Source organism: Pontibacter diazotrophicus (genome assembly GCF_003367245.1).
GTDB classification, from domain to species: Bacteria; Bacteroidota; Bacteroidia; order Cytophagales; family Hymenobacteraceae; genus Pontibacter; species Pontibacter diazotrophicus.
The window spans coordinates 32,850-58,043 of sequence record NZ_QRGR01000027.1 but is presented as its reverse complement, the minus strand read 5'-3'; the positions used below and the strand labels follow the sequence as shown (position 1 = coordinate 58,043).

Annotated in this window: 22 protein-coding genes; 6 read left to right on the top strand and 16 right to left on the bottom strand. The window is 49.2% G+C overall.

The window, feature by feature from the left end; genetic code table 11:
* Positions 1-248 precede the first annotated feature (248 nt).
* The 12 genes from DXT99_RS20915 to DXT99_RS20860 all read right to left on the bottom strand — a co-directional run bounded on the left by DXT99_RS20915 (position 249) and on the right by DXT99_RS20860 (position 12,419).
* The gene (locus DXT99_RS20915) at positions 249-1,835 is read right to left on the bottom strand and encodes a lytic transglycosylase domain-containing protein (protein WP_115567540.1); all 1,587 of its coding nucleotides are present in this window, start codon (positions 1,833-1,835) and stop codon (positions 249-251) included.
* 10 nt (positions 1,836-1,845) lie between these two features.
* Complete coding sequence (gene gatA / locus DXT99_RS20910) at positions 1,846-3,282, bottom strand: Asp-tRNA(Asn)/Glu-tRNA(Gln) amidotransferase subunit GatA (RefSeq protein ID WP_115567539.1); 1,437 nt, start codon at positions 3,280-3,282, stop codon at positions 1,846-1,848.
* Positions 3,279-3,497 (bottom strand): Sec-independent protein translocase subunit TatA/TatB, encoded by a 219-nt coding sequence (locus DXT99_RS20905; RefSeq protein ID WP_115567538.1) that lies wholly within the window; start codon positions 3,495-3,497, stop codon positions 3,279-3,281. The genes gatA and DXT99_RS20905 overlap by 4 nt, the downstream gene beginning before the upstream one ends.
* Positions 3,498-3,523: 26 nt before the next feature.
* Positions 3,524-3,742 (bottom strand): Sec-independent protein translocase subunit TatA/TatB, encoded by a 219-nt coding sequence (locus DXT99_RS20900; protein ID WP_115567537.1) that lies wholly within the window; start codon positions 3,740-3,742, stop codon positions 3,524-3,526.
* 558 nt (positions 3,743-4,300) lie between these two features.
* Positions 4,301-4,525, bottom strand: coding sequence for a hypothetical protein (locus tag DXT99_RS20895; protein WP_115567536.1), 225 nt, complete (start codon positions 4,523-4,525; stop codon positions 4,301-4,303).
* Between the two features lie 117 nt (positions 4,526-4,642).
* Entirely contained in the window at positions 4,643-5,881 is a 1,239-nt protein-coding gene (locus DXT99_RS20890; RefSeq protein WP_115567535.1) for a murein hydrolase activator EnvC family protein, read from the bottom strand.
* A 75-nt stretch (positions 5,882-5,956) separates the two neighbouring features.
* Positions 5,957-6,709, bottom strand: coding sequence for a DUF4292 domain-containing protein (locus tag DXT99_RS20885; protein ID WP_115567534.1), 753 nt, complete (start codon positions 6,707-6,709; stop codon positions 5,957-5,959).
* Complete coding sequence (locus tag DXT99_RS20880; RefSeq protein WP_115567533.1) at positions 6,702-8,459, bottom strand: tetratricopeptide repeat protein; 1,758 nt, start codon at positions 8,457-8,459, stop codon at positions 6,702-6,704. Before DXT99_RS20880 ends, DXT99_RS20885 begins: the two co-directional genes overlap by 8 nt.
* Before the next feature lie 6 nt (positions 8,460-8,465).
* Entirely contained in the window at positions 8,466-9,473 is a 1,008-nt protein-coding gene (locus DXT99_RS20875) for a sugar phosphate nucleotidyltransferase (RefSeq protein WP_115567532.1), read from the bottom strand.
* A 146-nt stretch (positions 9,474-9,619) separates the two neighbouring features.
* Positions 9,620-10,069 carry a dUTP diphosphatase gene (gene dut, locus DXT99_RS20870; RefSeq protein ID WP_115567531.1) on the bottom strand — a complete coding sequence of 150 codons (450 nt, stop codon included), beginning with the start codon at positions 10,067-10,069 and terminating at the stop codon, positions 9,620-9,622.
* 34 nt (positions 10,070-10,103) lie between these two features.
* Complete coding sequence (locus DXT99_RS20865) at positions 10,104-11,603, bottom strand: lipopolysaccharide biosynthesis protein (RefSeq protein WP_115567530.1); 1,500 nt, start codon at positions 11,601-11,603, stop codon at positions 10,104-10,106.
* 33 nt (positions 11,604-11,636) lie between these two features.
* Positions 11,637-12,419, bottom strand: a complete 783-nt coding sequence (locus tag DXT99_RS20860) for an enoyl-CoA hydratase/isomerase family protein (protein WP_115567529.1) — start codon at positions 12,417-12,419, stop codon at positions 11,637-11,639.
* A gap of 178 nt (positions 12,420-12,597) precedes the next feature.
* Between DXT99_RS20860 and mscL the strand changes: the two genes are divergently transcribed.
* Positions 12,598-13,047: a large-conductance mechanosensitive channel protein MscL gene (mscL, locus tag DXT99_RS20855; protein ID WP_115567528.1), complete on the top strand. Its 450-nt coding sequence runs from the start codon at positions 12,598-12,600 to the stop codon at positions 13,045-13,047.
* Positions 13,048-13,173: 126 nt separating this feature from the next.
* Positions 13,174-13,506 (top strand): hypothetical protein, encoded by a 333-nt coding sequence (locus DXT99_RS20850; RefSeq protein WP_115567527.1) that lies wholly within the window; start codon positions 13,174-13,176, stop codon positions 13,504-13,506.
* 303 nt (positions 13,507-13,809) lie between these two features.
* Here DXT99_RS20850 and infB read toward each other — a convergent pair whose 3' ends face one another.
* The 3 genes from infB to DXT99_RS20835 form a co-directional block, all read right to left on the bottom strand.
* Positions 13,810-16,938, bottom strand: a complete 3,129-nt coding sequence (infB, locus tag DXT99_RS20845) for a translation initiation factor IF-2 (protein WP_115567526.1) — start codon at positions 16,936-16,938, stop codon at positions 13,810-13,812.
* Positions 16,939-17,057: 119 nt separating this feature from the next.
* Positions 17,058-18,311, bottom strand: coding sequence for a transcription termination factor NusA (nusA, locus tag DXT99_RS20840; protein ID WP_115567525.1), 1,254 nt, complete (start codon positions 18,309-18,311; stop codon positions 17,058-17,060).
* 7 nt (positions 18,312-18,318) lie between these two features.
* On the bottom strand, positions 18,319-18,795 hold the full coding sequence (locus tag DXT99_RS20835; RefSeq protein ID WP_246000892.1) for a ribosome maturation factor RimP: 477 nt from the start codon (positions 18,793-18,795) through the stop codon (positions 18,319-18,321).
* Between the two features lie 259 nt (positions 18,796-19,054).
* Between DXT99_RS20835 and DXT99_RS20830 the strand changes: the two genes are divergently transcribed.
* The 3 genes from DXT99_RS20830 (at position 19,055) to DXT99_RS20820 (ending at position 22,886) form a co-directional block, all read left to right on the top strand.
* Positions 19,055-20,281, top strand: a complete 1,227-nt coding sequence (locus DXT99_RS20830) for an endonuclease/exonuclease/phosphatase family protein (protein WP_246000890.1) — start codon at positions 19,055-19,057, stop codon at positions 20,279-20,281.
* Between the two features lie 111 nt (positions 20,282-20,392).
* The gene (gene cysS / locus DXT99_RS20825) at positions 20,393-21,889 is read left to right on the top strand and encodes a cysteine--tRNA ligase (protein WP_246000888.1); all 1,497 of its coding nucleotides are present in this window, start codon (positions 20,393-20,395) and stop codon (positions 21,887-21,889) included.
* Positions 21,879-22,886: a M28 family peptidase gene (locus DXT99_RS20820; RefSeq protein ID WP_115567522.1), complete on the top strand. Its 1,008-nt coding sequence runs from the start codon at positions 21,879-21,881 to the stop codon at positions 22,884-22,886. The genes cysS and DXT99_RS20820 overlap by 11 nt, the downstream gene beginning before the upstream one ends.
* A gap of 134 nt (positions 22,887-23,020) precedes the next feature.
* Here DXT99_RS20820 and DXT99_RS20815 read toward each other — a convergent pair whose 3' ends face one another.
* A complete protein-coding gene (locus tag DXT99_RS20815) occupies positions 23,021-23,686 on the bottom strand; it encodes a hypothetical protein (RefSeq protein WP_115567521.1) in 666 nt (221 codons plus the stop codon).
* A 188-nt stretch (positions 23,687-23,874) separates the two neighbouring features.
* On the opposite strand from DXT99_RS20815, the gene DXT99_RS20810 reads away from it, so the two are divergent.
* Positions 23,875-25,176 (top strand): amidohydrolase family protein, encoded by a 1,302-nt coding sequence (locus tag DXT99_RS20810; protein ID WP_115567520.1) that lies wholly within the window; start codon positions 23,875-23,877, stop codon positions 25,174-25,176.
* The last annotated feature ends 18 nt before the right edge of the window (positions 25,177-25,194 follow it).

Below are 25,194 nucleotides of genomic sequence, written 5' to 3'. Positions count from 1 at the left end.
AATGCGTTTGTTGTTTGTATTGTAGGTTTTCTGCCTTGGCAGAATGGCTTTGGCTCTTGTGTGGCTAAAGTCCAATTTTAAAAGAATTTGCCGGTTATACAAGTTGAGCTTCCAAAGATAAGGGGTGCAATAGTTTATAGAGCAGAATTTAACAATTTTTTAGTACAAATTACAATACCTTAACCTGCTGATAAACAAAGAGCACCCTCTTCTGCAGAGGGTGCTCTTTTTAAAGGGAACGGAAGTTGTTAACTCAGGATGAGCTTCTGGCCAGGCTTCAGGTTATCAGACTTAAGCTTGTTCAGCTTCTTGATTTGCTCAATGCTAATGCCGTCATACTTGCGGGAGATGTTCCAAAGTGTATCGCCAGGCTGTACATGGTGAATAACCTGCTCTGCCTGCACGCTTTCTTTTACCTGTTTGGTAGTTGCTTTGGCGGCTGGCTGCACTTCCTCGTTAGAGGCAAGCAAAACGGGTTCTTCTTCTGCGGTAGCCTGCTTGTATATAACCAGTTTCTGGTCTGGCTTAATGCTGCTGCCCTTCAGGTCGTTCCATTCTTTTAGCTGTGCAATTGTAACCTGGTGGCGCAAGGCAATCTGCGTCAGGTTATCGCCACGTTGTACTGTGTACGTTAATTTTTTATCAGCTGCAGGAGTAGCTCCAGCTATTGCTGTTTCATCCTCTTTGTCCACAGCTTTCTCAGTTGCTTTTCCAGCCTTTTTATCTGCCGGCTTCTCCGTTTTAGCAGATGCCAGTAACACCGGGGTTTCGGCTGGCTCGTTTCTCCTGACTGGTTCGCTTACAGGAGCAGCGGCTAACATAATACAGCTCTTATCTTCCACAGAGGCTAGTAAGGGAGCACGCTCTGCCGGTATGCGCAGTTTGTAGTTGCGCAGGTGCTTCGGTATAGTCGTGCTCTTTATCTCCGGGTTCAGGGCCATCAGTTCTGCCGGGGTGACATGCAGTTCAGCAGCGAGCCTGTCTAAATCCAGTTCCTGTGTTACTTCCAGGTAGGCTACCTGTGGCTGATACAGAATGGAGTCGGAGAAAATGTTATGGTCACCGGCATGATGCATGGTATAGATAACAGCCGTCATGGACGGTATATAGCCGCGGGTTTCTTTCGGCAGGTACGGGAATATCTCCCAGAACGTCTTTTTGCCGCCACCAGCTTTGCGGATAGCTTTGTTCACGTTGCCGGGGCCACAGTTATAGGCGGCCATGGCCAGTTCCCAGTCGCCGTAGGTGTTGTGCAGGCGGCGCAGGAACTTAAGGGCTGCTTCGGTCGATTTCTCAGGGTCCAGGCGCTCGTCAATGTACTGGTTGAATTTCAAGCCAAAGTCGCCGGCGGTCGGCTTCATGAACTGCCACAGACCCGCTGCTCCTACCGGTGATTGTGCTTTGGGGTTAAGTCCTGATTCTACGATGGAGAGATACTTTAGCTCCATCGGCATGTTATGCTTTTTGAGATACTTCTCATACATCGGAAAGTATACGTTCTCGCGCGTGAGCATCATGCGGGAATACTTCCTGTTCCTGATGGTAAAGTAGTCAATAAAATTCCTCACATAATTGTTGAACTCAAGCGGAATCTCCGTTTCAATGCAACTCAGCCTGTCGGCAATCAAGTCGTTGGGCACGTTCGGGATATGTTCCACCAGCAGGGCCTCCTCTTCCGGGGATAAGGATGTGGTGGCTGTCTTGCCCTTTAAAGTGTCGCCTACTGCTGTAAACGGCGTTTCAAGCAAACGGCCGTGGCCGAGAGCAGGGGTGTTGTTTCCCCATACGCTACAGACCACAGCCGTGAGCAGTGTAAAGAATTTTGTGTAGGTCATGGCATTTTATCTATGCTTCAACGGTTATCTTGTCCATGATATAATTCGAGAAAGCCAGCAGCTGCGGCTCTTCGAATGAGCGGGTCATTAACTGCAACCCAATGGACAGGCCGTTAGCATCGCGACCAGCCGGAATAGAAATGGCTGGCACACCTGCAAGTGAGGCCTGAACTGTAAAGATATCGGCCAGGTACATGGCCAACGGATTTTCTATATTCTCCCCAATTTTAAAGGCAGTTGTAGGAGCTGTAGGCAAGATAAGAAAATCGTATTCCTGAAGCAACTCGTCCGTCTTCTCTTTAATCAGTCGTCTCACTTTTTGTGCCTTGGTGTAGTAGGCATCATAGTAGTCGGCACTCAGTACAAAAGTACCCAGCATGATGCGGCGCTGCACCTCATGCCCAAAGCCTTCGGCCCGGGTCTTTTTATAGAGTGAGGTCAGATCCGTCACGTTTCCAGACCGGAAGCCATACTTCACACCGTCGTAGCGGCCTAGGTTAGAACTGGCTTCGGCAGTGGTGAGGATGTAGTACGTGGGCACAATGTAGTCGAGGTAGGGGAAATCTACCGCCTCTACCTGGTGTCCATCGTCTTTCAACATCTCTTTTACACCCAGTATAGCCTCTTTCACTTCCGCATCAAGGCCTTCGTTTTCGAAGCAGTCGCGGATGTAGCCGATTTTATATTTCTTGTCAGTAGAAAGTAACTCGCTATAAGCAGGCACGTCGCGCTCGCTGGCGGTACTATCCATACCGTCTTTGCCGGCTACTACCTCCAGCAGCAATGCTGCATCGGCCACGCTCTTCGCTATAAACCCAATCTGGTCGAAAGAAGAGGCGTAGGCGATAAGGCCATAACGTGAAATACGGGAATAGGTAGGTTTAAAACCGACAACACCGCAGAAAGCAGCGGGTTGGCGCACAGAACCACCGGTATCAGAACCAATAGAAACAAGGCACAGGTCGGCCTGCACCGCCACAGCCGAACCACCTGAAGAGCCCCCCGGTACACGGGAGGTGTCGTCTGCGTTGAGCACATTGCCGAAGGCAGATGACTCGTTAGAGGCGCCCATGGCAAACTCGTCACAGTTCTGGCGGCCGATGATAATGGCGTCTTCCTGGATCAGGCGTTCAACAGCCGAAGCATTGTAGAGTGATTTAAAGCCGTCCAGGATTTTGCTGGAGGCTTGCAGACTGTGCCCCTTATAGGCAAGCACATCTTTTATGCCGATGACCATTCCAGCCAGTTTCCCGGCTGTACCATTGGCAATTTTGTGGTCCACGATGTCTGCCTGCGTAATTGCTTCCTGCTCAAATACCTCCAGAAAGGCATTCAGTTCTGCCTTTTCTTTGATGTTCTGTAGATAGTGTTCTACCAGTTGCCGGCACGTAATCTGCCCATTGGCGATATCCGTGCGGATGTCGTGTAGCGAGTTATACTGTCTCAATCTATTTTTGACTTAGGTTCGTCTTTGATGGATTGTTCAAGTTCGTTTTTGATTTGATTGGTCGCATCTTTAAACTCCCGCATGCCACGCCCAAAAGAACGTGCTATACTTGGAATTTTATCAGCACCAAACAATAAGAGCACTGCCATCATAACGACAAGCATCTCTCCTCCTCCAAGGTCCCCCAGGAAAAGGAATACAGTACTAAGATACATACAGCTAATGAAAGCTTATAGGTGAATTACTTAGTAGTAGTGTGGCTGTCGTCTTTTACTGAATTCTCGATATCGCTCTTAATTTCCTTCGTTGCGTCTTTGAACTCACGGATGCCGCGGCCCATGCCTCTGGCTAATTCAGGAATACGCTTAGCACCGAAAAGAAGCAGGATAACGAAGAGGATTAAGAAAATTTCTGTGCCTCCGAGACCTCCAATAAACAAAAGTGTGTTGGTAATTTCCATCTTTTAAATGTTTAAATGATTGCTACAAAATTAGAGCTAATATTTTAATTAAACCCATAACAGCATAGATAAGTTTAATCCCGCTCTTAAACGCTGTAATTAATATGGGATTTGTCTGTTAATCAGCAACCTATGATAGAAAAGATATGGCTGCCCGCTCATTCCTACTATCTTAGAAGAAGCCTCCTCTCTGTACTGCTTGCTAAAATATTGCTGCTTTTGATGCTTCTGAAGCAGTAAGGCAACGAGGAACATCTCTCTGGAAACGACAGCAAACGAATAACACAGGTAAGGTAAAATATAATTCGCTTAAATACCAACAGTTTAGGCAGACTATTAAATCCGGTAAGAACCATCTAAAACAAGAAAAGTGGGAAAGAATGTCTTGATTCCCTTTTTGATGGAAATAGGCAGAGCAAAATGCACTAAAATATCCGCTTCAAAAGCAACTTACCAATGTTTTCATTTGTTTTGAAATAAAAAGAAGGATTTGCAAAACCTTTCAATTAAATATAAGTATATATATAAAAGAATTTAACGATATTATTAGTTAATGCATTAGAGTTGCATTTGTAGCCATATCGTTGTAAATTTGATTTCGATTTTGATGCAGGCGTTCAGAAGCTTGCTTTCATATAAAGTATTAAGTTTGTTTTCATAGCTTGGAAAGGCACCCTGCACTGTAGGGTGTTTTTTTATTTTATAGCCCTGCTGTTGTGGCGCATCTGTCATGCTCTTCATGGAGGCTTCCAAGGCTACTGAAGCAGGCAAAGTAATGATCATTGAGAGGTGAGGCTCTACCGTGTTGATACGAAAAAGCTGGTGCCTCAGGGTGTGTAGCCTATTAAACACATCCTGAGGCACCGGCTTTCCTGTTGAACATGGACCGGTTATGATTTTTTACTGCAAGCGCGCAATCCAGGTCTCCGGGTTCAGGTTCTGCTGGTTCTTCCAGACCTGAAACTGAAGCGCTGTGGTGCCGTCACTATCAGTGTAGACAGTGCCAATCACATCTTTTAACTTAATTGTCTGGCCAGGCTTCACGGTTACAGTTTTCAGCTTTGCATACACGGTAAAGTAGTCGCCATGCTGCACCATCACAATGTTGTTCATACCCGGCACCGAAGCAACTGTGAGCACGGTGCCTTCAAAAATGGCACGTGCAGTGGCTCCCTGAGTAGTCTGTATGTCAACACCATGATTTTCTACCACAACACCTTTTAATACCGGGTGGTTGTGGCGGCCAAATTTCTGGGAGATAAAGCCCCGCTCCACAGGCCAGGCCAGGCGTCCTTTGTTACCTGCAAAAGAAGAGGAGATAAGAGCCAACTCTGGCGTGAGGGTAACTTTGCCTGCACCGGCGCTGGATGCTTTACCAGCCGCACGGGCGGCTCGCGCTGCGCGGGCAATTTCCTCGCGCACAATGTCGGCAATTAGTTTGTCCAGTTTCTTAACAGACTCCTGGCGGCTTGCCACTTCCTGTTTCAGGTTTTTCTCCTGCTTGCTGAGGTTGGTGATAACACTGTCCTGCTGCTGGCGCAGGGTGAGCAGGTTCTTGTTCTCTGATAGTTGCTTACTTAGCAGGCTTTGCTTTTGCTGCTTCTTCGACTCCAATATCGCCAGCTGGCCGGAGAGAACAGCCTGCACCTTGCTTATCTGCTCTACCTGTTTCTTGCGGGATTCTGAATACTGCTGGAGGTAGCGCATGCGCCGTACCAACTGGTTAAAGTTGTCGGAGGCAAACAGGAACATGAGCTTGTTGTAACTATTCGCTGTCTTGGAGGCAGCGTATACCATGGTAGCATACTCCGCTTTCAACTTGTCGAGGTCGTTCTGGAGTGCCCCTACAATGCCCTCCGTCTCCTGTACATCGGACTCTATAAAGTTTATTTCGCGGGATATGTTGCTGATTACACCTTTCTGAACCGTTATTTTTTCTTTGATGGCATTTAGCTGGCCAATAGAAGCCTCCTTCTGCTTCTTGGTCTGCTGCAGAATGCGGTTTGCTTCTTTTATACGGCTAAGGTTTTCTTTCTTCTCTTTTTCCAGCTGCGCTTTGCTTTTCTTTTTCTGGGCCTGGGTAGCCAGGGGAAGGCAAAGCAATAACAGGAAAAAAGTGAATCTGTAAAGGGCGTTCATCACAAGGGTGGTTCTTCTACTCTGAGTTTACAAAGATGGCAAAACTATAAGTGAAGAACCAACAGCCTCAGATATTTAATTGACAGGCGGGCGCTTATAATCAGATGGTACACTGAACGGGAAAGAGAGCGCCTCATCAGAGACTGCTACACGGCTGTAGTTGATTTTAAAGTCAGACACCTCACCTTTCTGAAGTACCTGCGCTGCCAGCGCGTGTGCAAAGGGCTCCTGCCCTATATCCTCAAAGCTGCTGTACAGCACCGTGATGGTGTTGCCTGTGTTTTGGTCCTGCACATTCAGCTGTTGCAGTTTACTGTTCAGGCGGCCAATAAAGTAGTCGAACAGCAGGTTCTCACGCATCTGCTGCACATGCTGCAGGTCGCCCTCATCCATAGCTTTTTCTGTACCCTGCTGCTGGTAATTGCCCAAAAGGATAGCCTGCAGTATCTCAAAGTTTACATCCACCTGAAACCTGTTGCGAAGAAAAGAATAGTCAGTGGCCACATACTCCTTTTGCAGGCGATTCATTATGTATACAGAGTCCTGGGTCAGCATCATGCGGGCCGCTTCAATGCCCAGGCCTGGTTGCACCGATACCCATATCACGCTGTCCTTCTTCATCCGGATAGAGACACCCGACGACAGATTCTCTTTTGCGCTGTTCAGCGAAAGTTGCCCTTTAGAGCTGAAGTAATCAAAATCAAAATTGTTAACGGATACCGTGCCTATGGTTTCTGTAGTGGCAGAGGCTGTGGTGGGTGCTGTTTCTCTTTTGCAGCCTGCCAGCAGGAACACTGCTATCAGGCAGAGCAAAATGTGTTTACTCATACAGCTTTCTGTCTTTTATTTTCCTGTCAATAAAGGCTGAAGCTTCGCCTTTCAGCTTGGCTTTCTGCCACTGGCTCACGGCCTCTTCTTTTTTGCCTAGCTTGAATAGCACATCACCGTAATGCTCTACAATGGTGGCGTCGTCTGAAATAGCTACGGCTTGCTCCAGGTACTTACGTGCCTCCGTGTATTTGCCGCTTTTGTACAGTACCCAGGCATAGGTGTCAAGGTAAGTAGGGTTGGTAGGATGCTGCTTTACAAGTCGCTCTGCCATTTCCATGGCTTTCTCCATGTTCTGGTTGCGCAGCGACAGGAAGTAGCTGTAGTTGTTTAGTACATGCTCATTGTCTTTGTCCTGTGCCAGTACGGCTTCGTATGCCTTGTCCGCCTTTTCATACTCTTTCAGCGAGTTATAGCCATCGCCCAACTGCATGTTAAACTGCACCAGCAGCTCCGGCTCGCCAGCTGACAGACGCTTGCCATGCTCCAGCGATTTTACGGCTCTTTCATAATTTTTCGTAATCAGGTGGCCGGTGCCGTTATAGAACCAAAATACGGCCTGGTTCGGAAATAGCTCCAACGCCTGCTCAGAGTGTTTCACCATGGCACTTGCCTCAGACAGTTCTGCATCCAGCAAAACAATCTGCTGCCAGATCTTGAAATGAGAGTCATCTAGCTTTACAGCCTGAAGGTAGTTATTGCGTGCATTCTCTTTTTTACCAACAATCGTCTGCAAATCGCCTGCTACAGCATAAGCTTTGGCTTCGTCAGGGTGTTTTTCAATGGTCAGGTCAACAAGCTCCAGTGCTACTCCCTCCACTTCAGGGTTAGGTAGCTGGCGTATAAAATCAACCAGGATGCGCACTTTGGTGTCAATATCCAGTTCTGCGCTGCTAAATGCTTCTTTTACTTGTTTCTCAGCCTCCGCTTTATTGCCTTTCTGGCGGTTCAGGTCTGAGAGCATGAGGTGTGCAAAGGGATTGTGCGGCTCTATGCGTAGCGCCTTGTCCAGCACCTGTATCGCTTCATTCGGCTTTTTAGAAGCGTTCAGAAGCTCGGCTTGCGCTAAAAAGTAGCGTATTTCTGTTGGGTTGGTCGCTAACAGTTTCTCACCTTCCTGAATTGCCTTTGGCATATTCTTCTGGCGCAGGTATATCTGCTGGCGGTTTACGAAGAGCTGCTCCATCTCACCGAATTCCTTCTCAATGCGCTCATACGTTTTCAGGGCGTCCTCAAAACGAGACTGCGACAAATAGAGGTCGGCCAGGTTAAAGAGGTACTCTTCTGAGTTAGGCACATTGCGCAGCAGGTCGTTGAAAGCCTGGGCAGCTTCGGTGTACTGTTTGTTTTCTGTGTGGAGCTGCGCTACCAGGAGGTAGTAGTAAGCGTTCTGCTTTTCTAAGGTTACCGCAGCCTTTGCAAAAGGCATTGCCGACTCGGAGTCTTTCAGATGCAGGTATGTTTCGCCAATCTTATAGTTTAAAGCGGCGTTGTCGGGGGTAACGGTGTAGGCTTTTTGAAAAAGCTGGAGGGCTTGTTGATAGTCCTCCAGCATATAATATTTCATTCCATCCAGAAACAGTGCCTCGCTTATTTGCCTGTCGCGCGCTGATGGCTCCTGCTTTTGCGGGGCAGTGGCCGTGTCGGTTGCAGTTCGGGCTCTCTTTTTCGAAGACTGAGCATTGCTTTCACCGGACGCAACAAAGGCCAGGCAGCACGTGGCAAGTATTAGGTTTCTGAATGTTTTCATAAATATCTACTCTGTAAGCGTATTAAAGTCGCCGAGGCTGAGGTCAGACGGGCGCCCTTCATATACAACAAAGTTGCCTAACATAGAGTTTGCAACGTTGCCGTTTTTTAGGGCGGTGTCTTCCTGAATGATCGAGTTGCTCACCACTGAGTTGTATACGCTTGTGTTGTTTCCGATGGAAACGTGCGGGCCGATTACCGAGTTGGTAATGCTGGCGTTTTCACCAATGTATACAGGAGGGATAATCACCGCGTTCTCCAGCTTCGCCGATGAGGCCACCAGGCCTTCCTCATCCTTTATATACTCTAAATAGCGTTGATTAGTATAAACGGTTGCGTTTTTATTTCCGCAATCGAGCCATTCAGAGATAACAGCAGGAATAAAGGTGGTTCCTTTGTTCTTCATGTTCTCTAAAGCGTTGGTTAGCTGGAACTCACCCTTGTCTTTGATGTTGTTGTCCAGCAGGTACTGCAGCTCGCTGCGCAGGTACTCTCCATCGCGGAAATAGTAGATTCCGATGATGGCCAGATCAGATACGAAGTGCTCTGGTTTCTCCACAAAATCTGTGATCTCGTTTTGCTCGTTCAGCTTTATCACGCCAAAAGGACGCGGATCTTCCACGCGCTGTACCCAGATGGTGCCGTCGGCGTTGGTGTCGAGCTGGAAATCGGCTTTGAAAAGTGTGTCTGCGAAGGCTACCACTACTTTGCCTTCCAGAGAAGCCTGTGCGCAAAGGATGGCATGGGCTGTACCCAGAGCTTCTTCCTGGTAATAGATGCTGCCTTTGGCACCAACGGCCGCAGCGATTTTTTTCAGGTCCTGCTCTACCTTGTCTCCAAAGTGGCCGATAATGAAAGCAACCTCTTCAATAGGCTCCTCACAAACTTTTGCAATGTCTTCTACCAGGCGCTGCACAATAGGCTTGCCTGCAATTGGGATAAGTGGTTTAGGAACAGTTAGTGTATGGGGCCGCATGCGCTTGCCCATTCCCGCCATTGGTATGATTATCCTCATAGTTATTTTTGATTGGTTTAAGCTACAGGAGTGTCTGCTGCTGCAGCAATTTTACATTTATTTTAATAATTGGGGTGATATGCTGTTATATGGTATTCGTATTCGCCTTTTATTATTAACGAAAAAAAGCGCCTGGGTTACAAAAATTATTTGGTTCCGGTGCTGCCGTAGCCGCCTGCACCGCGTTCCGTGTCAGTTAGTGCTTCCGCCTCACGCCATGCGATGCGTTCATACCGGGCTACTACCATCTGGGCAATGCGCTCACCATCCTCTACCACAAACTCCTCATCAGACAGGTTTACCAGCAGTACCTTTATCTCGCCCCGGTAATCGGCATCGATAGTACCCGGACTGTTAACGATAGAAATACCGTGTTTATAAGCCAGGCCGCTGCGCGGACGAATCTGCGCCTCGTGCCCTTCCGGCAACTCAATAAACAAGCCCGTCGGGATGAGTGCGCGCTGCAGTGGCTTCAACGTAACCGGCGCTTCGAGGTTTGCCCGCAGGTCCATGCCTGCCGAATGCTGTGTTTGGTAGGAGGGAAGCGTGTGTTTGGATTGGTTAATGAAGTTAACCAGCAAGTTCTTGTTGTTCATCATCTATAAATATAATACGCATGAAGTATAATGCCTAAGCTTTGAGGAGCAAGCGCGGCCGCTCGCGTAACCACACGATGACCAGGAAGGCAGCACAAACGGCTAAATGGTAGGCATGGCGTAGCCAGAAGTTTTCAATATCTACTCCAAGTGCCAACCATACTAAGCCTGTAGCCAGCAAAATGTAGCTTATGATGGTTTTGGTCGGATAAGGGATGGGATAGTGGCGGTTGCCAAGCAGGTAGCTGGCTGTTGCCATACTGAAGTAGCAGATAAAGGTAGCTATAGCCGAGCCCATATACCCCAGCACCGGAATCAGGAGCAGGTTGAATATAATGGTAATGGCAGCACCAGCAAAGCTGATGTAAGTACCAAACCTTGTCTTGTCAGTCAGCTTAAACCACACCGAAAGGTTATAATAAACACCTAAGAACAAATTAGCCAGGAGCAGCACCGGTACCACCATAATGCCTTCGCGGTATTCGGGGCTGCGCAGCAGCAGGGCAAAGTCTTCTAAGTTAGCTGAGATGAACAGAAAAATAAAGGCACAGGCAATCACAAACCACTTCATGATAAGCGCGAATGACTGAGGCGAATCTTTTTCTTCAGCCTGCGAAAAGAAGAACGGTTCGGCTGCGTAACGGAAGGCCTGTATGGCCAGCGTCATAAAGATGGAGAGTTTATAGCAGGCGCTGTATATCCCGACAACTGCCATGTTAGTTTTATTTGGGTAGAAGCTTTCCGGCAGCCACTCCTCCAACAGAATCCTGTCTATGACCTCGTTTACCATGCCTGCCAAACCCATAAACAGGAGCGGGTAAGCATAAAGCAGCATAGGGCGCAGCTGTTCCTTATTCAGTTCAAACCTTAAGCTGGCGAACTCCTTCCACAACATCGGAATCAGCAGAGCATTGGCCACCAAGTTTATCAGAAAGATGTAGCCAACTCCAAAATCAGGATCATAGAGCGGCTCTACCAGCGGGCGAAGCTCCTGCAGGTACTCGCCATGGTAAATATGGCGGAAAACCACCAGGAAGAGAATGTTACCACCTACCGTCAACAGGATGTTGATCAGCTTAATGGAGGCAAACTTGATTGGCTTGTTCTGCAGGCGCAGCTTGGCAAACGGAATAGCCACAATGGCATCTATCGCCAGTATCAGAGCTAACCAGTTGATGTAACTCTGGTATTCTTCCGGGTAACCTTTATAGTCGACAATGGCCCCGGAAGCAAGTAGAAGTATACCTGTAAAAATGGCGCTGCTGCATATAATCAGGCTGAGCACCTCGTTGTAGAGTTTGTCTCTGTCTGCCCCGGGCTTGTTTGCATAACGGAAAAAGGCCGTCTCCATTCCGTAGGTATACAGGATGTTGAAGAAGCCGACAAAAGCGTAGAGATAAGAAACCACACCATACTCCTCAGGGAGGAAAACATCGGTGTAGATAGGTACGAGCAGGTAATTGAGGGCTCTGCCTACAATACTACTTAAGCCATAGGCAGCAGTCTGCCCGACCAATTTCTTGGCTATACTCATGTCATGTGGTTGAGGGCCGGGTGTAGCTCAGTTTTAGTTACCTGTAAAGTTCGGCGTGCGCTTCTCGAGAAATGCGTTCGTGCCTTCTACAAAGTCTTCTGATGCACAGCAGCGGGCAAAGGCATTGGCCTCTGTCTGGTAACCGTTCTCATCTTTGTTGAGCGCCGCATTGATGCAATCAATTACAAGGCCTACTGCCAATGGTGCCTTGATCATAATCTTCTCCATTATCTGCACACATTTAGCCATCAGTTCTTCCTGCGGAACGACATGGTTTATTAATCCAAGCGCTTTCGCCTCTTCTGCAGGAATCATGTCGCCGGTCATTATCAGTTCCATGGCTTTGCCTTTGCCTACCAACTGTGTCAGGCGCTGCGTGCCACCGTACCCAGGCAGTATGCCCAGGCTTACCTCTGGCAGGCCGAGCCGGGCATTATTGCTGGCTACGCGTATGTGGCAGGCCATGGCCAGTTCGCAACCTCCCCCTAAGGCAAAACCGTTCACGGCTGCTATAATGGGTTTGTTGCAACGCTCAATCATGCTGAAAACTTCCTGGCCCCGCTCAGCAAAGCTACGGGCAGTCACTTCGCTCAGTTCAGCAATTTCAGAGATGTCAGCGCCAGCCACAAAAGCCTTTGGACCCGTTCCCGTTATGATGGCTCCTTTCACGGCAGCATCATCATACACTTGCTGAACGGCGCTTCTTATCTCTGTTATGGTAGCTGTGCTCAACGCATTCAGCTTATCTGCCCTATTAATAGTAATTGTTAATATGCCATTGTCCAGGGTAAGCAGCAGGTTCTCGTATGTCGTCATAAGTTGATCCAACTCAGGTTAAAATCAATTTTTTCTTTTACAAAGATAGTGATTTAGTTCAATCCCTAAACAGCTTATCGGGCAAGCTACGGGTAACACTGGTGCAGGGAGGTGTGTGCGATATCTGAATAATGGCTAAATTCACAAATTATTTCTTGTTCATAAATCATTAAAGTGCATGGGTTTCTTTTCAGAGTTTAAAAAATTTGCTGTTAAAGGGAATGTGATAGACCTGGCGGTAGGTGTGGTGATCGGTGCTGCATTCGGAGCCATTACCAAATCGCTGGTAGACGATGTTATTATGCCGCCCCTGGGCCTGCTGGTGAGCAACGTAGACCTGTCCAGGTTACAACTGGTGCTGCGGCAGGCTGTAATAGAAAACGGAGAGGTAGTAGAGGCGGCCGTTACGCTGAGGTATGGCAATTTTCTGCAGACCGTTTTAAACTTCCTTATTATTGCGTTTGCTATTTTCCTGTTGGTGCGCACTGTTAACCGCCTGCGGGAGCAGGAAGCCGCCAAGCCTGCGCCGGCAACAAATAAACAGGAGGTGCTTCTGGCCGAGATCCGGGACTTATTGAAAGGGCAAGATGAGACTTCCGCTACCGAACCGAATAATAAAGTAGTGTAGCCAGAATAGCATAAAATTTTAAATATCAGAACTTTTAGCTTCCTATTTCGTGTTAAAGTAACTAAGTGATACCTTTAGAAGGGGTTTCACGTTATAGACCTGAAAACACAAATAAGTAGCATTAATATGAAGAAACTGACCCTGCTGATATTTACTTTTGGAATTATCCTTTTATACCCTGAAGCGAATGCCCAGACCTCTCAAAGCAGCACGCTGTCTGCGAAAGATGAGTATTGGGGTACCGCAAAGGTAGAGCGCAAAGGTACATCAGTTGATGCCGCCGATCGCCGTGCAGCAGGTTTAGACACTCGTTTTAATGCGTATGAAAATGACCGCCGCAGGAGCTTTGATAAGAAGAAAATAGCGAACAGCAAGCGGATGAAAGAGATTCTGAAGAAAGAGAAGAAAATGATGAAGAAGCATAAGCGGGATAAGCGCCGCCTGCGCCGCTCCCAGTAGTCGATACTTCTCCTGAAGATAAAAAAAGGAAGCCTGCCAGATAATATTCTGGCAGGCTTCCTTTTTTTATCTTCAGGGCCGAAAGTTTCTAAACATTCCTACTGCCATATAATTAACATTATCAGCTGAACGCTGCACATGAAGCAGCTCTTGGAAATATGTACACTTAAAGTGGGCAGTAGGCTCCTATTTGTTATCCTGTAAAGTGCTTGTGACCCGACAGGAGGAGCGACCGTATTCAAAATCAAATCGCCCCAGCCGCGTTAGCAGCTGGGGCGATTTGATTTTAAAGTATATTCTGATTTACAGCGTACGCTTGATTTCTTTTTCTACGTAGGCTTCAATCACGTCTCCCATCTCAATTTCATTGTAGTTTTTCAGGCTGATACCACACTCATAGCCTTGCTTCACTTCTGATACATCATCTTTGAAGCGCTTCAGCGCCAGTATTTCACCGTCGTGGACTACAATGCCATCACGCACCAGGCGAACCTTGGCGTTACGCTGTATGCTGCCATCTGTCACCATACAACCCGCGATAGTACCCACCTTCGTAATCTTGAATACGTCACGCACTTGTGCGTTACCTGTAATCTCTTCCTTCAGTGTTGGTGCAAGCATACCTTCCATGGCGTCTTTCACCTCGTTTATAGCGTCGTAGATGATAGAGTACAGGCGTACATCAATCTGCTCCTGCTCTGCCAGTTTTCGTGCATTCAGTGAAGGACGCACCTGGAAACCAATGATAATAGCGTCAGAGGCAGAAGCCAGCAACACATCAGATTCAGAGATGGCACCCACTCCTTTGTTGATAATACTTACCTGAACTTCAGGCGTCGACAGCTTCAGCAAGGAGTCAGCAAGTGCTTCCACGGAACCATCCACGTCACCTTTCACAATCACGTTAAGCTCCTTGAACGATCCGATTGCCAGACGGCGACCAATCTCATCCAGTGTAATATGCTTACGTGTACGCAAGCTCTGCTCACGCTGTACCTGCGAACGGTTTGTGGCAATTTCACGTGCCTCACGTTCTGATTCCATTACCAGGAATTTATCACCGGCCTGTGGTGCTCCATCCAAACCGAGTAACTGCACCGGTGTAGAAGGGCCTGCTTCTTTCATTTTCTTGCCAAGGTGATTGGTCATGGCTTTTACTCTACCATAATGAGAACCGGCCAGTACCACATCACCAATTTTCAGGTTACCTGTCTGCACCAGAACGGTAGCTACATAGCCACGGCCTTTATCCAGAGAGGCTTCAATCACGGTACCGATTGCTGCACGGTCAGGGTTGGCTTTCAGTTCAAGAATCTCTGCTTCCAATAGCACCTTCTCCAACAGATCAGGAATACCTAATCCTGTTTTAGCAGATACTTCCTGCGACTGGTATTTACCGCCCCATTCTTCCACCAGGATGTTCATCTGAGCAAGCTCTTCTCTTACTTTATCCGGGTTAGCGGTTGGCTTATCTACTTTGTTCAGCGCGATGATGATTGGTACACCAGCTGCCTGCGCGTGGTTAATGGCCTCTTTTGTCTGAGGCATCACCGAGTCGTCAGCGGCAACCACGATAATTACAACGTCTGTTACCTTGGCACCACGGGCACGCATGGCCGTAAAGGCCTCGTGACCCGGTGTATCGAGGAAGGTAATGGTACGGCCGCTTTCGGTTTTCACCTTATAGGCACCAATGTGCTGCGTAATACCACCGGCCTCACCCGCTGTAACGTTTGCGCTTCGGATGTAGTCGAGCAGGGATGTTTTACCGTGGTCCACGTGACCCATGATAGTGACAATCGGTGCACGTTCTTCCAGATCCTCCTCGTTCTCTTCGCCAATATCCTCCAGTCCCTGTTCTTCTTCTGTTGTGATAAAGTCAACATCATAGCCAAACTCATCTGCAATAACAGTGATAGCTTCGGCATCGAGGCGCTGGTTGATGGACACGAACATGCCCATCTGCATACACACTTTAATGATGTCGTTCACGCTCACATCCATCAGCGAGGCCAGGTCGTTGGCCGACACGAACTCTGTTACACGCAGTGTCTTAGACTCTGCCTGCTCTGCCATGCGGCGTTCTTCGTTGGCATCGGCAACGGCAGAACGCTTTTCACGACGGTATTTGGCTCGGTTACCCCCGCCTTTACCACCGCTTAGCTTCGCGAGCGTAGCCTTAATCTGCTCCTGGATTTCCTTATCAGTAACCTCCGCTTTTACAGGTCTGCCTCCAGCTGGAGTAGCAGGCCTCGGCCCACCTTTGCCTCCTCTTGGAGGGCGTGCTCCGGGGGCTCCTCCGCCTGCAGCGCGGTGTTGCGATGGAACGATTGGGCGCTGATTGCCCTGCCCGGGTCCCTGGCCTTGCGCCTGACCCTGCTGGCCACCTTCGCCTACAATAATGCGTTTGCGCTTTTTCTTCTTGCCTTTCTTGTCGTCTGACGACGCCACAGGCTTAGAACCTTTTCTGCGCGATTCTGTCGGCAATTCTATTTTGCCAAGTACAGTGAGACCTTTTAACTGGTCTGCTCTTCCTGAAATCTTTTCTATATCCTTTTTATTTTCTTGGTCATCAGTTGCATCAGGAGTGGCCGGTTGCTGTGGCGCCTTCTCTGGTGCTGGCTGTTGCGGTGCGTTTGCGGCTGGTTGTTCAGCTGCAGGCTTCGCAGGTTGTGGTGCAGGTGCTTCCGGTTCTGTAGGCTTGGCAGGAGTCTCAGGAGCCTTTGCAGCTGGTTGTTCTGGTGCAACAGGAGCCTCCTCAGGAGCTTTTGGTGCTTCTGCCTTTGGAGCTTCTGTTTTATCAGGTGCTGGCACAGCAGGTTGCTCTGGCGCAGGTGCGGCAGCCTGCTGTTCTGGCGCCGGGGTTGCGGCCTGCGGTGCTTCTGCAGCAGGAGCAGGAGCAGGAGCAGGATTTTCTGCGGCCTTTGGCTCAGGTGCTGGCGCTGGCGCCGGTTTCTCTACAGGGGCTGGTGCCGGTGCAGGTGCAGGTGCAGGTTGTTTTGGAACAGGACGGCCTTTGGCATCCAGTTCAATTTTGCCTATTACTTTGATGCCTGGTAGCTGAGAAGCGGGCTCAGCGGGCGCTGCCGGTTTAGGGGCAGGAGCTTCCTGCTTTGGCTGGCTGCTGTTCTTGATCAGGATTTCCTGCTCAGGTTCGCTTTGCTTCTTTGGCTCAGGGTGGTGCTTTTCAGACTCAATCACCTGGTTGCTTTGCGGCTTCTTACCTATATTTATTTCTTCCGCTTCCTGCTTGTCCTGCATAGAGGAAGCGTACTCTTTAGCCAGCATACCGAACTGCTCTGCCGTGATTTTGGTAGTGGGTTTGTTTTCCACGTCAAAACCCTTAGCAGAGAGGTAGTCCACAATGGTAGATGTACCAATGTTCAATGTAGTTGCAACCTGTTTGAGCCTCCTTGTTTTTTCTTCTGCCATTTTGTTCTAATATGCTGTCTTTTAATTCTGTGTAAAAAATATAGTTGCTTTGTCAGAGACCAAAAGCCGCGCTCTGTTGTAATTCTTTCAAAATTAAACGAACAGAGCGCAACTCGCAACTACTGATTATCTTCTTCTTCCAACTCTTCGCGCAGGATAGTGAACACATCATCAATGGTCTCTTCTTCCAGTTCGGTGCGGCGCAGCAAATCTTCTTTGCTCACAGCCAATACACTTTTCGCTGTATCGAGGCCGATGCGTCTCAATTCTGCAATTACCCAATCTTCAATCTCATCTGTAAATTCTTCCAGGCTGATGTCCTCCTCATAGCTTTCAGACTCACGGAATACGTCAATCTCAAGGCCCACCAGGCGGCTTGCCAGCTTAATGTTCTGGCCACCTTTACCGATAGCCAGTGACACCTGGTCCGGCTTCAGGAATACAGATACGCGACCTGACTCCTCATCAATCTTCATGCTGCTGATCTTAGCCGGGCTAAGGGCACGCTGGATGTAAAGCTCAGTGTTCTCTGTGTAGTTGATCACGTCGATATTCTCGTTCTCCAGCTCGCGTACGATGCTGTGGATACGTGAACCTTTCATACCTACGCAGGCTCCCACCGGGTCAATGCGGTCGTCGAAAGACTCTACCGCTACCTTGGCGCGCTCTCCCGGTTCACGAACAATTTTCTTTATCGCGATCAGGCCATCGTAAATTTCCGGTACCTCATTTTCGAACAGGCGCTCCAGAAAGGCTGGCGATGTACGGGAAAGAATGATCTTCGGGTTACCGTTCACTATCTCCACACGCTGTACCACCGCTCTTACTGTATCACCTTTTCGGTAACGGTCTTTCGGTATCTGTTCTACCTTCGGAATAAGTAATTCGTTTTCCTCCTGGTCAAGCAACAGTACCTCACGGTTCCATACCTGGTATACTTCGCCGGAGATAATTTCTCCTACCTGGTCTTTGTACTTCTGAAACACCAACTCTTTCTCCATGTCCTTGATGCGCTGGATCAGGGTCTGGCGTGCTGTCAGTACGGCGCGGCGGCCAAAGTCTTCCAGTTTCACCTCTTCCGATACTTCCTCGCCTACTTCAAAGTCAGGCTCAATTTTGCGGGCATCAGACAGGCTGATTTTATCATGGTCCCAGATATCCTCAGAGTTGTCGTCCACTATCTCGCGGTTGCGCCAAATCTCAAGGTCACCCTTTTCCACGTTTAGAATGATGTCAAAGTTCTCGTCAGTAGACCACTTTTTACGAATCATGGTGCGAAACACATCCTCCAGGATGCGCATCATGGTCGGGCGGTCAATGTTCTTGAATTTCGCGAATTCGGAGAACGACTCGATCAGGACTGAACTATTCATTATTTTATCATTTAAAAGATATCACAACATTTGCTTTTACAATTTCCCCGAAAGGTATTTGCACAGGCACATACGTTGCCTTTTTGCCTTTTTGTTTAACTTCTTCCAACAGGTTAAGGCCGGTTTCAGTAACCTCCTCCAGCTTTCCTGTTTTCTCTGTGTCGTTCTGCAGCCTTAGCTTCAGATTGCGGCCTATATTACGCTTAAACTGCTGCGGCTGTGTCAGCGGGAAGTCCAGACCGGGTGAACTCACCTCCAGTACATAACTTAGCTCTTCTTCGCCGAGCAACTCCTCAATCTGTTTGTTGATGCGGCGGCTGATGGTAGCGCACTGGTCTATCGTAATGCCCTGCTCCCCATCGGCCAGCACTGTAATCTTTGGGCGGACAGCCGAGTCAGACACGGCCACATCCACGATAAACAGGTCTTGCTCCGGCAGGCTCGTCTCCGCCATCTTTCTTATGGTTGTTGCAGTAAGTGCCATAGCAAACGGTTAAGAAATAAAGAAGGGGACTCCGTGTCCCCTCATCTCCTTGGAAATAATGGCACAAATTTACTACAAAATCCTTAGATAAACAACATAGCGTATTGCCAATGCCTGTATTAAATTATCGCAATCACTTAATTACAAGGAAGAGATGGCAAAAGCCGAACTGTGCAGGAGGCCCTTTACGTGTGGCCTTGGTATGTAACAGCAGCAGCTGTAATTTAGTTCGGGTAGTGCCGGGATAGCGTTGTAGTCCATGAAATTTAGGCTGCAGGGCATAATATATACGGACTTCAGGCGTGGGATAGAAATAGATACTATCATAATTCGTAAGTTTGCTTTTGTGTCGGATACCTTCAAAAAAATACGCACCCGGATATGGCTCATTCTCAACATCGCAGTGGTACTGTGGGTGCTGCTGGGGGTGCTGTGTATGCAGGTGCCCCCTTATGATTTCTGGCCTGCGGGCTTTATAGCCTTCTCCCTGCCGGGGGCACTGGTGCTGAATTTCCTGTTTTTGCTCTACTGGGCGCTGCGCCGTTCCTGGTTTTTATTTTTGCCCCTGGCGGTGATGGTGCTGGGCTGGACTTACTATGAGCGGCTGCTGCCGCTGGGCCTGGTAAAAGAACTGCCGCCACAGGATGCTAAAACCCTGCATGTGATGAGCCTGAATACCCACATGTTTACCGCGTACCATGGCAAAGAAAGGCTAACCGCAGGCGTATCTTCCGAGATGGTGGACTGGGTGGCCTCGCATCCGGCAGATGTATATTGCCTGCAGGAGTTCTACAGCAACCCTAACTCAAAAGAATATGATTTCAACATCATCAGCAGGATAGGTGCCCGGTACGGCAAGGAGCACTTCTTTTCCGCAGCCAGTTCCAGCAGCAAACACGGTGACTTAGGGGTGGCCATATTCTCCAAATTTCCTATTGTAGATAAAGGAGTCATCCATTTTTCTGAGAAGCCCAGCGGTAACCGCGCAATATGGGCAGACCTGGACATGGATGGGGATACGGTACGGGTGTATGCCACGCACCTGCAGTCTATGAGCATTAAGGCGGAGGATATTGAGAATACCTATACTGCTATCGGAAGCGACGAGGAGAGTTTTAAGAAGGAAGGCCGTAACGTGGCAAGGCGCCTGCGAAACGGATTCGTGAAGCGTGGCTACCAGGTGGAACTCCTGCTGGAGCATTTTAAAACATGCCCGTACCCCTTTGTTATCAGCGGCGACTACAACGACATTCCTTTTAGCTACACTTACAACGAACTGGCGAAAGAACTGACGAACGCATTTGTAGAGGCTGGTAGCGGGCTGGGAGCTACTTATAACGGACCGTTGCCGTTCTTACGGATCGACAATCAGTTTTACTCTGACGGGCTTCAGGCTTACGAGTTCGAGACACACTACGAGATGGCCCTATCGGACCACTTTCCGATATCGGCAAAGTATATGCTGGAGCCAAAGGAGGAAGAGTAGCGTTAGGAGATCGAAAGCAATATTTATAGTTTTGAACCATTAATCAGCCGGATAATACTGGCCGACGCGCCTGAAAGCGCTTCACCTGAGGGTGTATATACTTGATTTATCATGCAACAGAAACTGAACCTGTACAATACGCTTACGCGAAAAAAAGAGGTGTTTGAGCCGCTGCACGCCCCCTTTGTGGGGATGTATGTCTGCGGGCCAACCGTTTACGGAGAGCCGCACCTGGGCCATGCCCGCAGTGCCGTTACGTTCGATATTCTGTATCGCTACCTCAAAAACCAGGGTTACAAAGTACGCTATGTGCGCAACGTAACCGACGTAGGCCACCTGGAGAATGATGCCGACTCGGGCGAGGACAAAATCCAACAGAAAGCCAAACTGGAGCACCTCGAGCCGATGGAAGTGGTGCAGCATTATACCAATATCTACCACGAGGAACTGCGCAAACTGAATGTGCTGCCGCCGGACATTGAGCCGCGTGCCTCCGGCCATATCATCGAGCAGATAGAGATGATACAGGAGATACTGGACAATGGCTTTGCTTACGAAGTGAACGGGTCGGTTTACTTTGATGTGCAGGCCTACCAGAAAGACCACAATTACGGCAAGCTCTCCGGACGTGTAGTAGAGGACCTGCTGGGCAACACCCGCGACACGGAAGGACAGGGGGAAAAACGATCACCTGTAGATTTCGCGCTCTGGAAAAAAGCATCTCCCACGCACATCATGCGCTGGCCCTCACCGTGGAGCGACGGCTTTCCGGGCTGGCACCTGGAGTGCTCAGCCATGAGCCGCAAATATTTAGGCACAACCTTTGATATACACGGAGGAGGTTTAGACCTGATGTTCCCGCACCATGAGTGCGAGATAGCGCAGAACAAGGCGAGCTGCGACCATGGCGAAGGTGCCCGTTACTGGATTCATAATAACATGATTACCGTGGGCGGGCAGAAGATGGGTAAGTCACTGGGTAACTTCATCAACCTGAGCCAGCTGTTCAGCGGCAACCACGAGATGCTGGAGCAGGCTTACAGCCCCATGACCATCCGTTTCTTTATACTACAGGCACATTACCGCAGCACGCTCGATTTTAGCAACGAGGCACTGCAGGCGGCCCGCAAAGGCTACACCAAACTGATGAACGGTTTGAATATTCTGAAAAAGATAAGGTATACAGAAGACACAGCGGCAGTAGAGCCGGATGCCAAACTGAACGAGGAACTGCTGAAGCTGACAGAGGATTGCTACAGGGGCCTGAATGATGACCTGAACACAGCCCGTACGATTGCCTCGCTTTTTAACCTGCTCAAAAAGATCAACAGCCTGAACCTGGGGCAGATAAAGATGGAGCAGCTTTCGCGGGGCACCTTTGATACCATCCGGGATACTTACCAGGAACTGGTGCTGGAAGTGCTGGGGCTGCAGGAAGAAGCACTGGGAGACGTGGAGGAGATGCTGGACCTTGTACTGCAATTTTATAAAGAGGCCAAAGAGGCCAAACAATATGATAAGGTCGATGTGATCCGTGCCGAACTGAAAAAGCAGGGCATCGTGATCAAAGACCTGAAAACAGGAATTGACTGGGCTTATGAAGAATAAATTGAACATGCTGGCACTGCTACTTTGTGGTTCTCTGGCCTTTTACAGCTGCGACTCTGCCGATAACGGCGCGGCGCGGCAGGTAAGGGTAGAGGAACAGGAAGAAATCGTGCAGGCCCCTGCTTTTAATGCTGACACGGCCTATGCGCTGGTGGAGAAGCAGGTGAACTTTGGCCCGCGTGTACCCAACACGGCGGAGCACTATGCTGCTGGCGAGTGGATTGTGGAAAAGCTGGAGGAATATGGCGCAGAGGTAAAAGAGCAGAAGTTTCAGATGCAGGCCTACGATGGCACGACACTGAACCTGCGCAACATTATTGCCTCCTATAACCCCGGTGCTGCCAACCGTGTGCTGCTGGCCGCCCACTGGGACACCCGGCCTATTGCCGATAAAGACGAGAATGAACCGAACACCCCAATTGCTGGTGCCAACGATGGTGGCAGTGGCGTAGGCGTGCTGCTGGAAATTGCCAGAACCATACATGAGGCACAGCAGAAACCGGATGTAGGCGTAGATATTATCTTTTTTGACGGAGAGGATTACGGGCAGCCCGATGACAGCGGAATGCCCTACAAAGACGATACATGGTGCCTTGGCTCCCAGTATTGGAGTAAGAACAAACACGTGCCTAACTACAGGGCCAACTACGGGATTCTGTTAGACATGGTGGGTGCCGAGAATGCCCGCTTTGCCCGCGAAGGACACTCCATGCAATTTGCCCGCGAAGTTGTAAACAAAGTATGGAAAGCGGGTAACAGGATTGGCTACTCTGATTACTTTAAGTACGAGAATGCCCCCGCTATTATCGACGACCACTACTATGTGAACCGGTTGGGTAACATCCGCATGATTGATATTATAGAGTATAACATGAGTAATCCGGATGACTACTTTGGCCCTTACCATCACCGCCATAGCGACAATATGGACGTGATCAGCAAAAACACCCTGAAAGCCGTAGGGCAGACAGTGCTGCATGTGCTGTACAATGAGTAGAACCAGATGTTTAGAACAGACAAAAAGAAGAAAGGCCTCCCTGTGTAAAGGAGGCCTTTCTTCTTTTAAACAAAGTTGATAAATATTAAGGCAGGAATAAGCTGGTTTAGTACCTGCCCCTGCTAACCGATAACCTACGGAATGATGTTATCCTGTGCCATTTGCCTCACGGTAACCTCAGCAAACTCATCGGCGAAAGAGGTAACAGTGCCTGGGTCATATGACCGGGACTGCGCCGACCAAACAAGGTTCTCTGATTGGGCATCGTAAAGGTTCGCCTCCAAAAAGTATACTTTGTCTTCAGTGTAGTAGCCAGGATCGTATATCATAGGTGACATGTGCCCATAGTAACCTCTAAAAGAACCGTACCAACCGAAGCGGGTCATTGGTGCATAGCCATAATTGCCGGGTACATAACGCGTTTCTGTTTCCTGGTCTACCACGGCTGCTGTAACAATACCGTCATAGCCTTCTCCCTGGATACGCTGTAGCATCATATCAGGGTCTCCTCCCTGCCTGTCTGTGGCAGAGGGCGGGAAAAGTTCGATGCTTTTGATCGCATTTACTCCCCGCTGTGCTAACTCGTTTTGCATCTGCTCTTCTATTATCTGGCGTGCCTGCACATTGTCTGTCATGGCGGCTACCACCACATTGTTATAGTTTTGGGTTGTAGCCTCCGGGCTTCTCCAGGAACCGGTTACCTCCGTGGACGCGGCGCAGCCATAAACACCGGTACCTATTACTAAAATGATGAAGTATGATAAGAGTTTTTGTGAAGATGATTTAATGCTTGTTTTCATGGTTTGTTTTCTGTTAGGTTGTTTTCTGTCCTGTTATTAACGCAGTTTCGGCGCTTAGGATATAGGCAGGCTTTGAAAGGAGCTTTACCAGGAGTATGAACAGGAATCATTTCCTGTTGCTTTCACGGGAAAGATAAAATAGCTAAGTTGGAAGACTAAACTAACCTACATTATCACCTTTATATTTTATGAAAACCAATAAGCGATTGTTGGCCACCCTTGGTTTCGCGTTGTTACTGGGCAGTGGGCCTCTGATAGCACAGGAGCAGCCGCATGTTTTCCGGGGCGCCAGAATTATTCCTATGGCTGGGCAGCCCATTGAGAATGGCGTGCTGGTGGTGCAGCACGGGAAAATAACAGCCGTGGGCACCGCCGATAAAGTACGGGTGCCCAAAGGTGCCGTGGAATTCGACATGACAGGTAAAGTCCTGATGCCCGGCCTGGTAGACACGCACTCGCACCTGGGCGAAGGCTCGGGCGGCGACGCCTCTGCAGCCCTGCACCCCGACGTGCGCATCATTGATGGCATCAACCCCATCAGTGACACGTTTAAGCGCGCCCTGGCAGGAGGTATTACAACGGTGAACGTGATGCCTGGCTCCGGCCACTTAATGAGCGGGCAGACGGTGTACCTGAAAATGCGGGAGGGCAACACCATCAGTGACCTGGCCTTCTGTGAGGATGTGACGAATGGTATTTGCGGGGGCATGAAAATGGCCAATGGCACCAACCCTATGAAAGCCGCTCCCTTTCCGGGTACAAGAGCCAAGTCGGCGGCCATGGTGCGCCAGCTGTTGCTGGATGCGCAGCAGTATGACGGAAAAGTAAAGGCAGCCAAAGGCAAAGCCGACAAAATGCCGGAGCGAAAACCGCAGCTGGAGCCACTGGTGGAGGTGCTGAATGGCCAGCGCATCGTCCACTTCCACACCCACCGCTACGACGACATTCTCACGGCCCTGCGGCTGCAGAAAGAGTTCGGCTTTAAGCTGGTGCTCCACCACGTAAGCGAGGCCTGGAAAGCGGCTGATGAAATTGCAAAAGCCGGTGTGTCGGCTTCTATTATTACGCTCGACTCCCCGGGTGGTAAAACGGAAGCGGTTGAAATCAGCAATACCAACGGGGCAGCACTGGAAAGAGCAGGCGTGCTCACCGCCTTCCACACCGACGATGGCATTACCGACTCCCGCCTGTTTATACGTGGGGCCGCCCTGGGCGTGCGGGCAGGAATGAGTCCGGAGAAAGCATTGGAGGCTCTAACCATTGCAGGCGCTAAAATGCTGGAATTGGATAGCCGCGTTGGCTCATTGGAGGAAGGCAAAGACGCTGATTTTATTGTGCTGAACGGGGAGCCGTTTAGTGTGTACACCCGGGTGGAGCAAACGTGGGTAGAGGGGCAGAAGCGCTTCGACTTCAGCAACCCCGAAGACAAAGCCTTTGCCACCGGCGGATACAATGCCTACGACGGAGAACTCCACTACCACACACATTAGAACCTGACGAAAGGCTCC

Bases quoted from the DNA above. Each gene is read 5' to 3' on its own strand.
- DXT99_RS20915 (WP_115567540.1), bottom strand. From the start codon at position 1,835: ATGACCTACACAAAATTCTTTACACTGCTCACGGCTGTGGTCTGTAGC.
- DXT99_RS20905 (WP_115567538.1), bottom strand. From the start codon at position 3,497: ATGTATCTTAGTACTGTATTCCTTTTCCTGGGGGACCTTGGAGGAGGA.
- DXT99_RS20900 (WP_115567537.1), bottom strand. From the start codon at position 3,742: ATGGAAATTACCAACACACTTTTGTTTATTGGAGGTCTCGGAGGCACA.
- DXT99_RS20895 (WP_115567536.1), bottom strand. From the start codon at position 4,525: ATGATCATTACTTTGCCTGCTTCAGTAGCCTTGGAAGCCTCCATGAAG.
- DXT99_RS20890 (WP_115567535.1), bottom strand. From the start codon at position 5,881: ATGAACGCCCTTTACAGATTCACTTTTTTCCTGTTATTGCTTTGCCTT.
- DXT99_RS20885 (WP_115567534.1), bottom strand. From the start codon at position 6,709: ATGAGTAAACACATTTTGCTCTGCCTGATAGCAGTGTTCCTGCTGGCA.
- DXT99_RS20880 (WP_115567533.1), bottom strand. From the start codon at position 8,459: ATGAAAACATTCAGAAACCTAATACTTGCCACGTGCTGCCTGGCCTTT.
- DXT99_RS20875 (WP_115567532.1), bottom strand. From the start codon at position 9,473: ATGAGGATAATCATACCAATGGCGGGAATGGGCAAGCGCATGCGGCCC.
- dut (WP_115567531.1), bottom strand. From the start codon at position 10,069: ATGAACAACAAGAACTTGCTGGTTAACTTCATTAACCAATCCAAACAC.
- DXT99_RS20865 (WP_115567530.1), bottom strand. From the start codon at position 11,603: ATGAGTATAGCCAAGAAATTGGTCGGGCAGACTGCTGCCTATGGCTTA.
- DXT99_RS20860 (WP_115567529.1), bottom strand. From the start codon at position 12,419: ATGACGACATACGAGAACCTGCTGCTTACCCTGGACAATGGCATATTA.
- mscL (WP_115567528.1), top strand. From the start codon at position 12,598: ATGGGTTTCTTTTCAGAGTTTAAAAAATTTGCTGTTAAAGGGAATGTG.
- DXT99_RS20850 (WP_115567527.1), top strand. From the start codon at position 13,174: ATGAAGAAACTGACCCTGCTGATATTTACTTTTGGAATTATCCTTTTA.
- infB (WP_115567526.1), bottom strand. From the start codon at position 16,938: ATGGCAGAAGAAAAAACAAGGAGGCTCAAACAGGTTGCAACTACATTG.
- nusA (WP_115567525.1), bottom strand. From the start codon at position 18,311: ATGAATAGTTCAGTCCTGATCGAGTCGTTCTCCGAATTCGCGAAATTC.
- DXT99_RS20835 (WP_246000892.1), bottom strand. From the start codon at position 18,795: ATGGCACTTACTGCAACAACCATAAGAAAGATGGCGGAGACGAGCCTG.
- DXT99_RS20830 (WP_246000890.1), top strand. From the start codon at position 19,055: ATGAAATTTAGGCTGCAGGGCATAATATATACGGACTTCAGGCGTGGG.
- cysS (WP_246000888.1), top strand. From the start codon at position 20,393: ATGCAACAGAAACTGAACCTGTACAATACGCTTACGCGAAAAAAAGAG.
- DXT99_RS20820 (WP_115567522.1), top strand. From the start codon at position 21,879: ATGAAGAATAAATTGAACATGCTGGCACTGCTACTTTGTGGTTCTCTG.
- DXT99_RS20815 (WP_115567521.1), bottom strand. From the start codon at position 23,686: ATGAAAACAAGCATTAAATCATCTTCACAAAAACTCTTATCATACTTC.
- DXT99_RS20810 (WP_115567520.1), top strand. From the start codon at position 23,875: ATGAAAACCAATAAGCGATTGTTGGCCACCCTTGGTTTCGCGTTGTTA.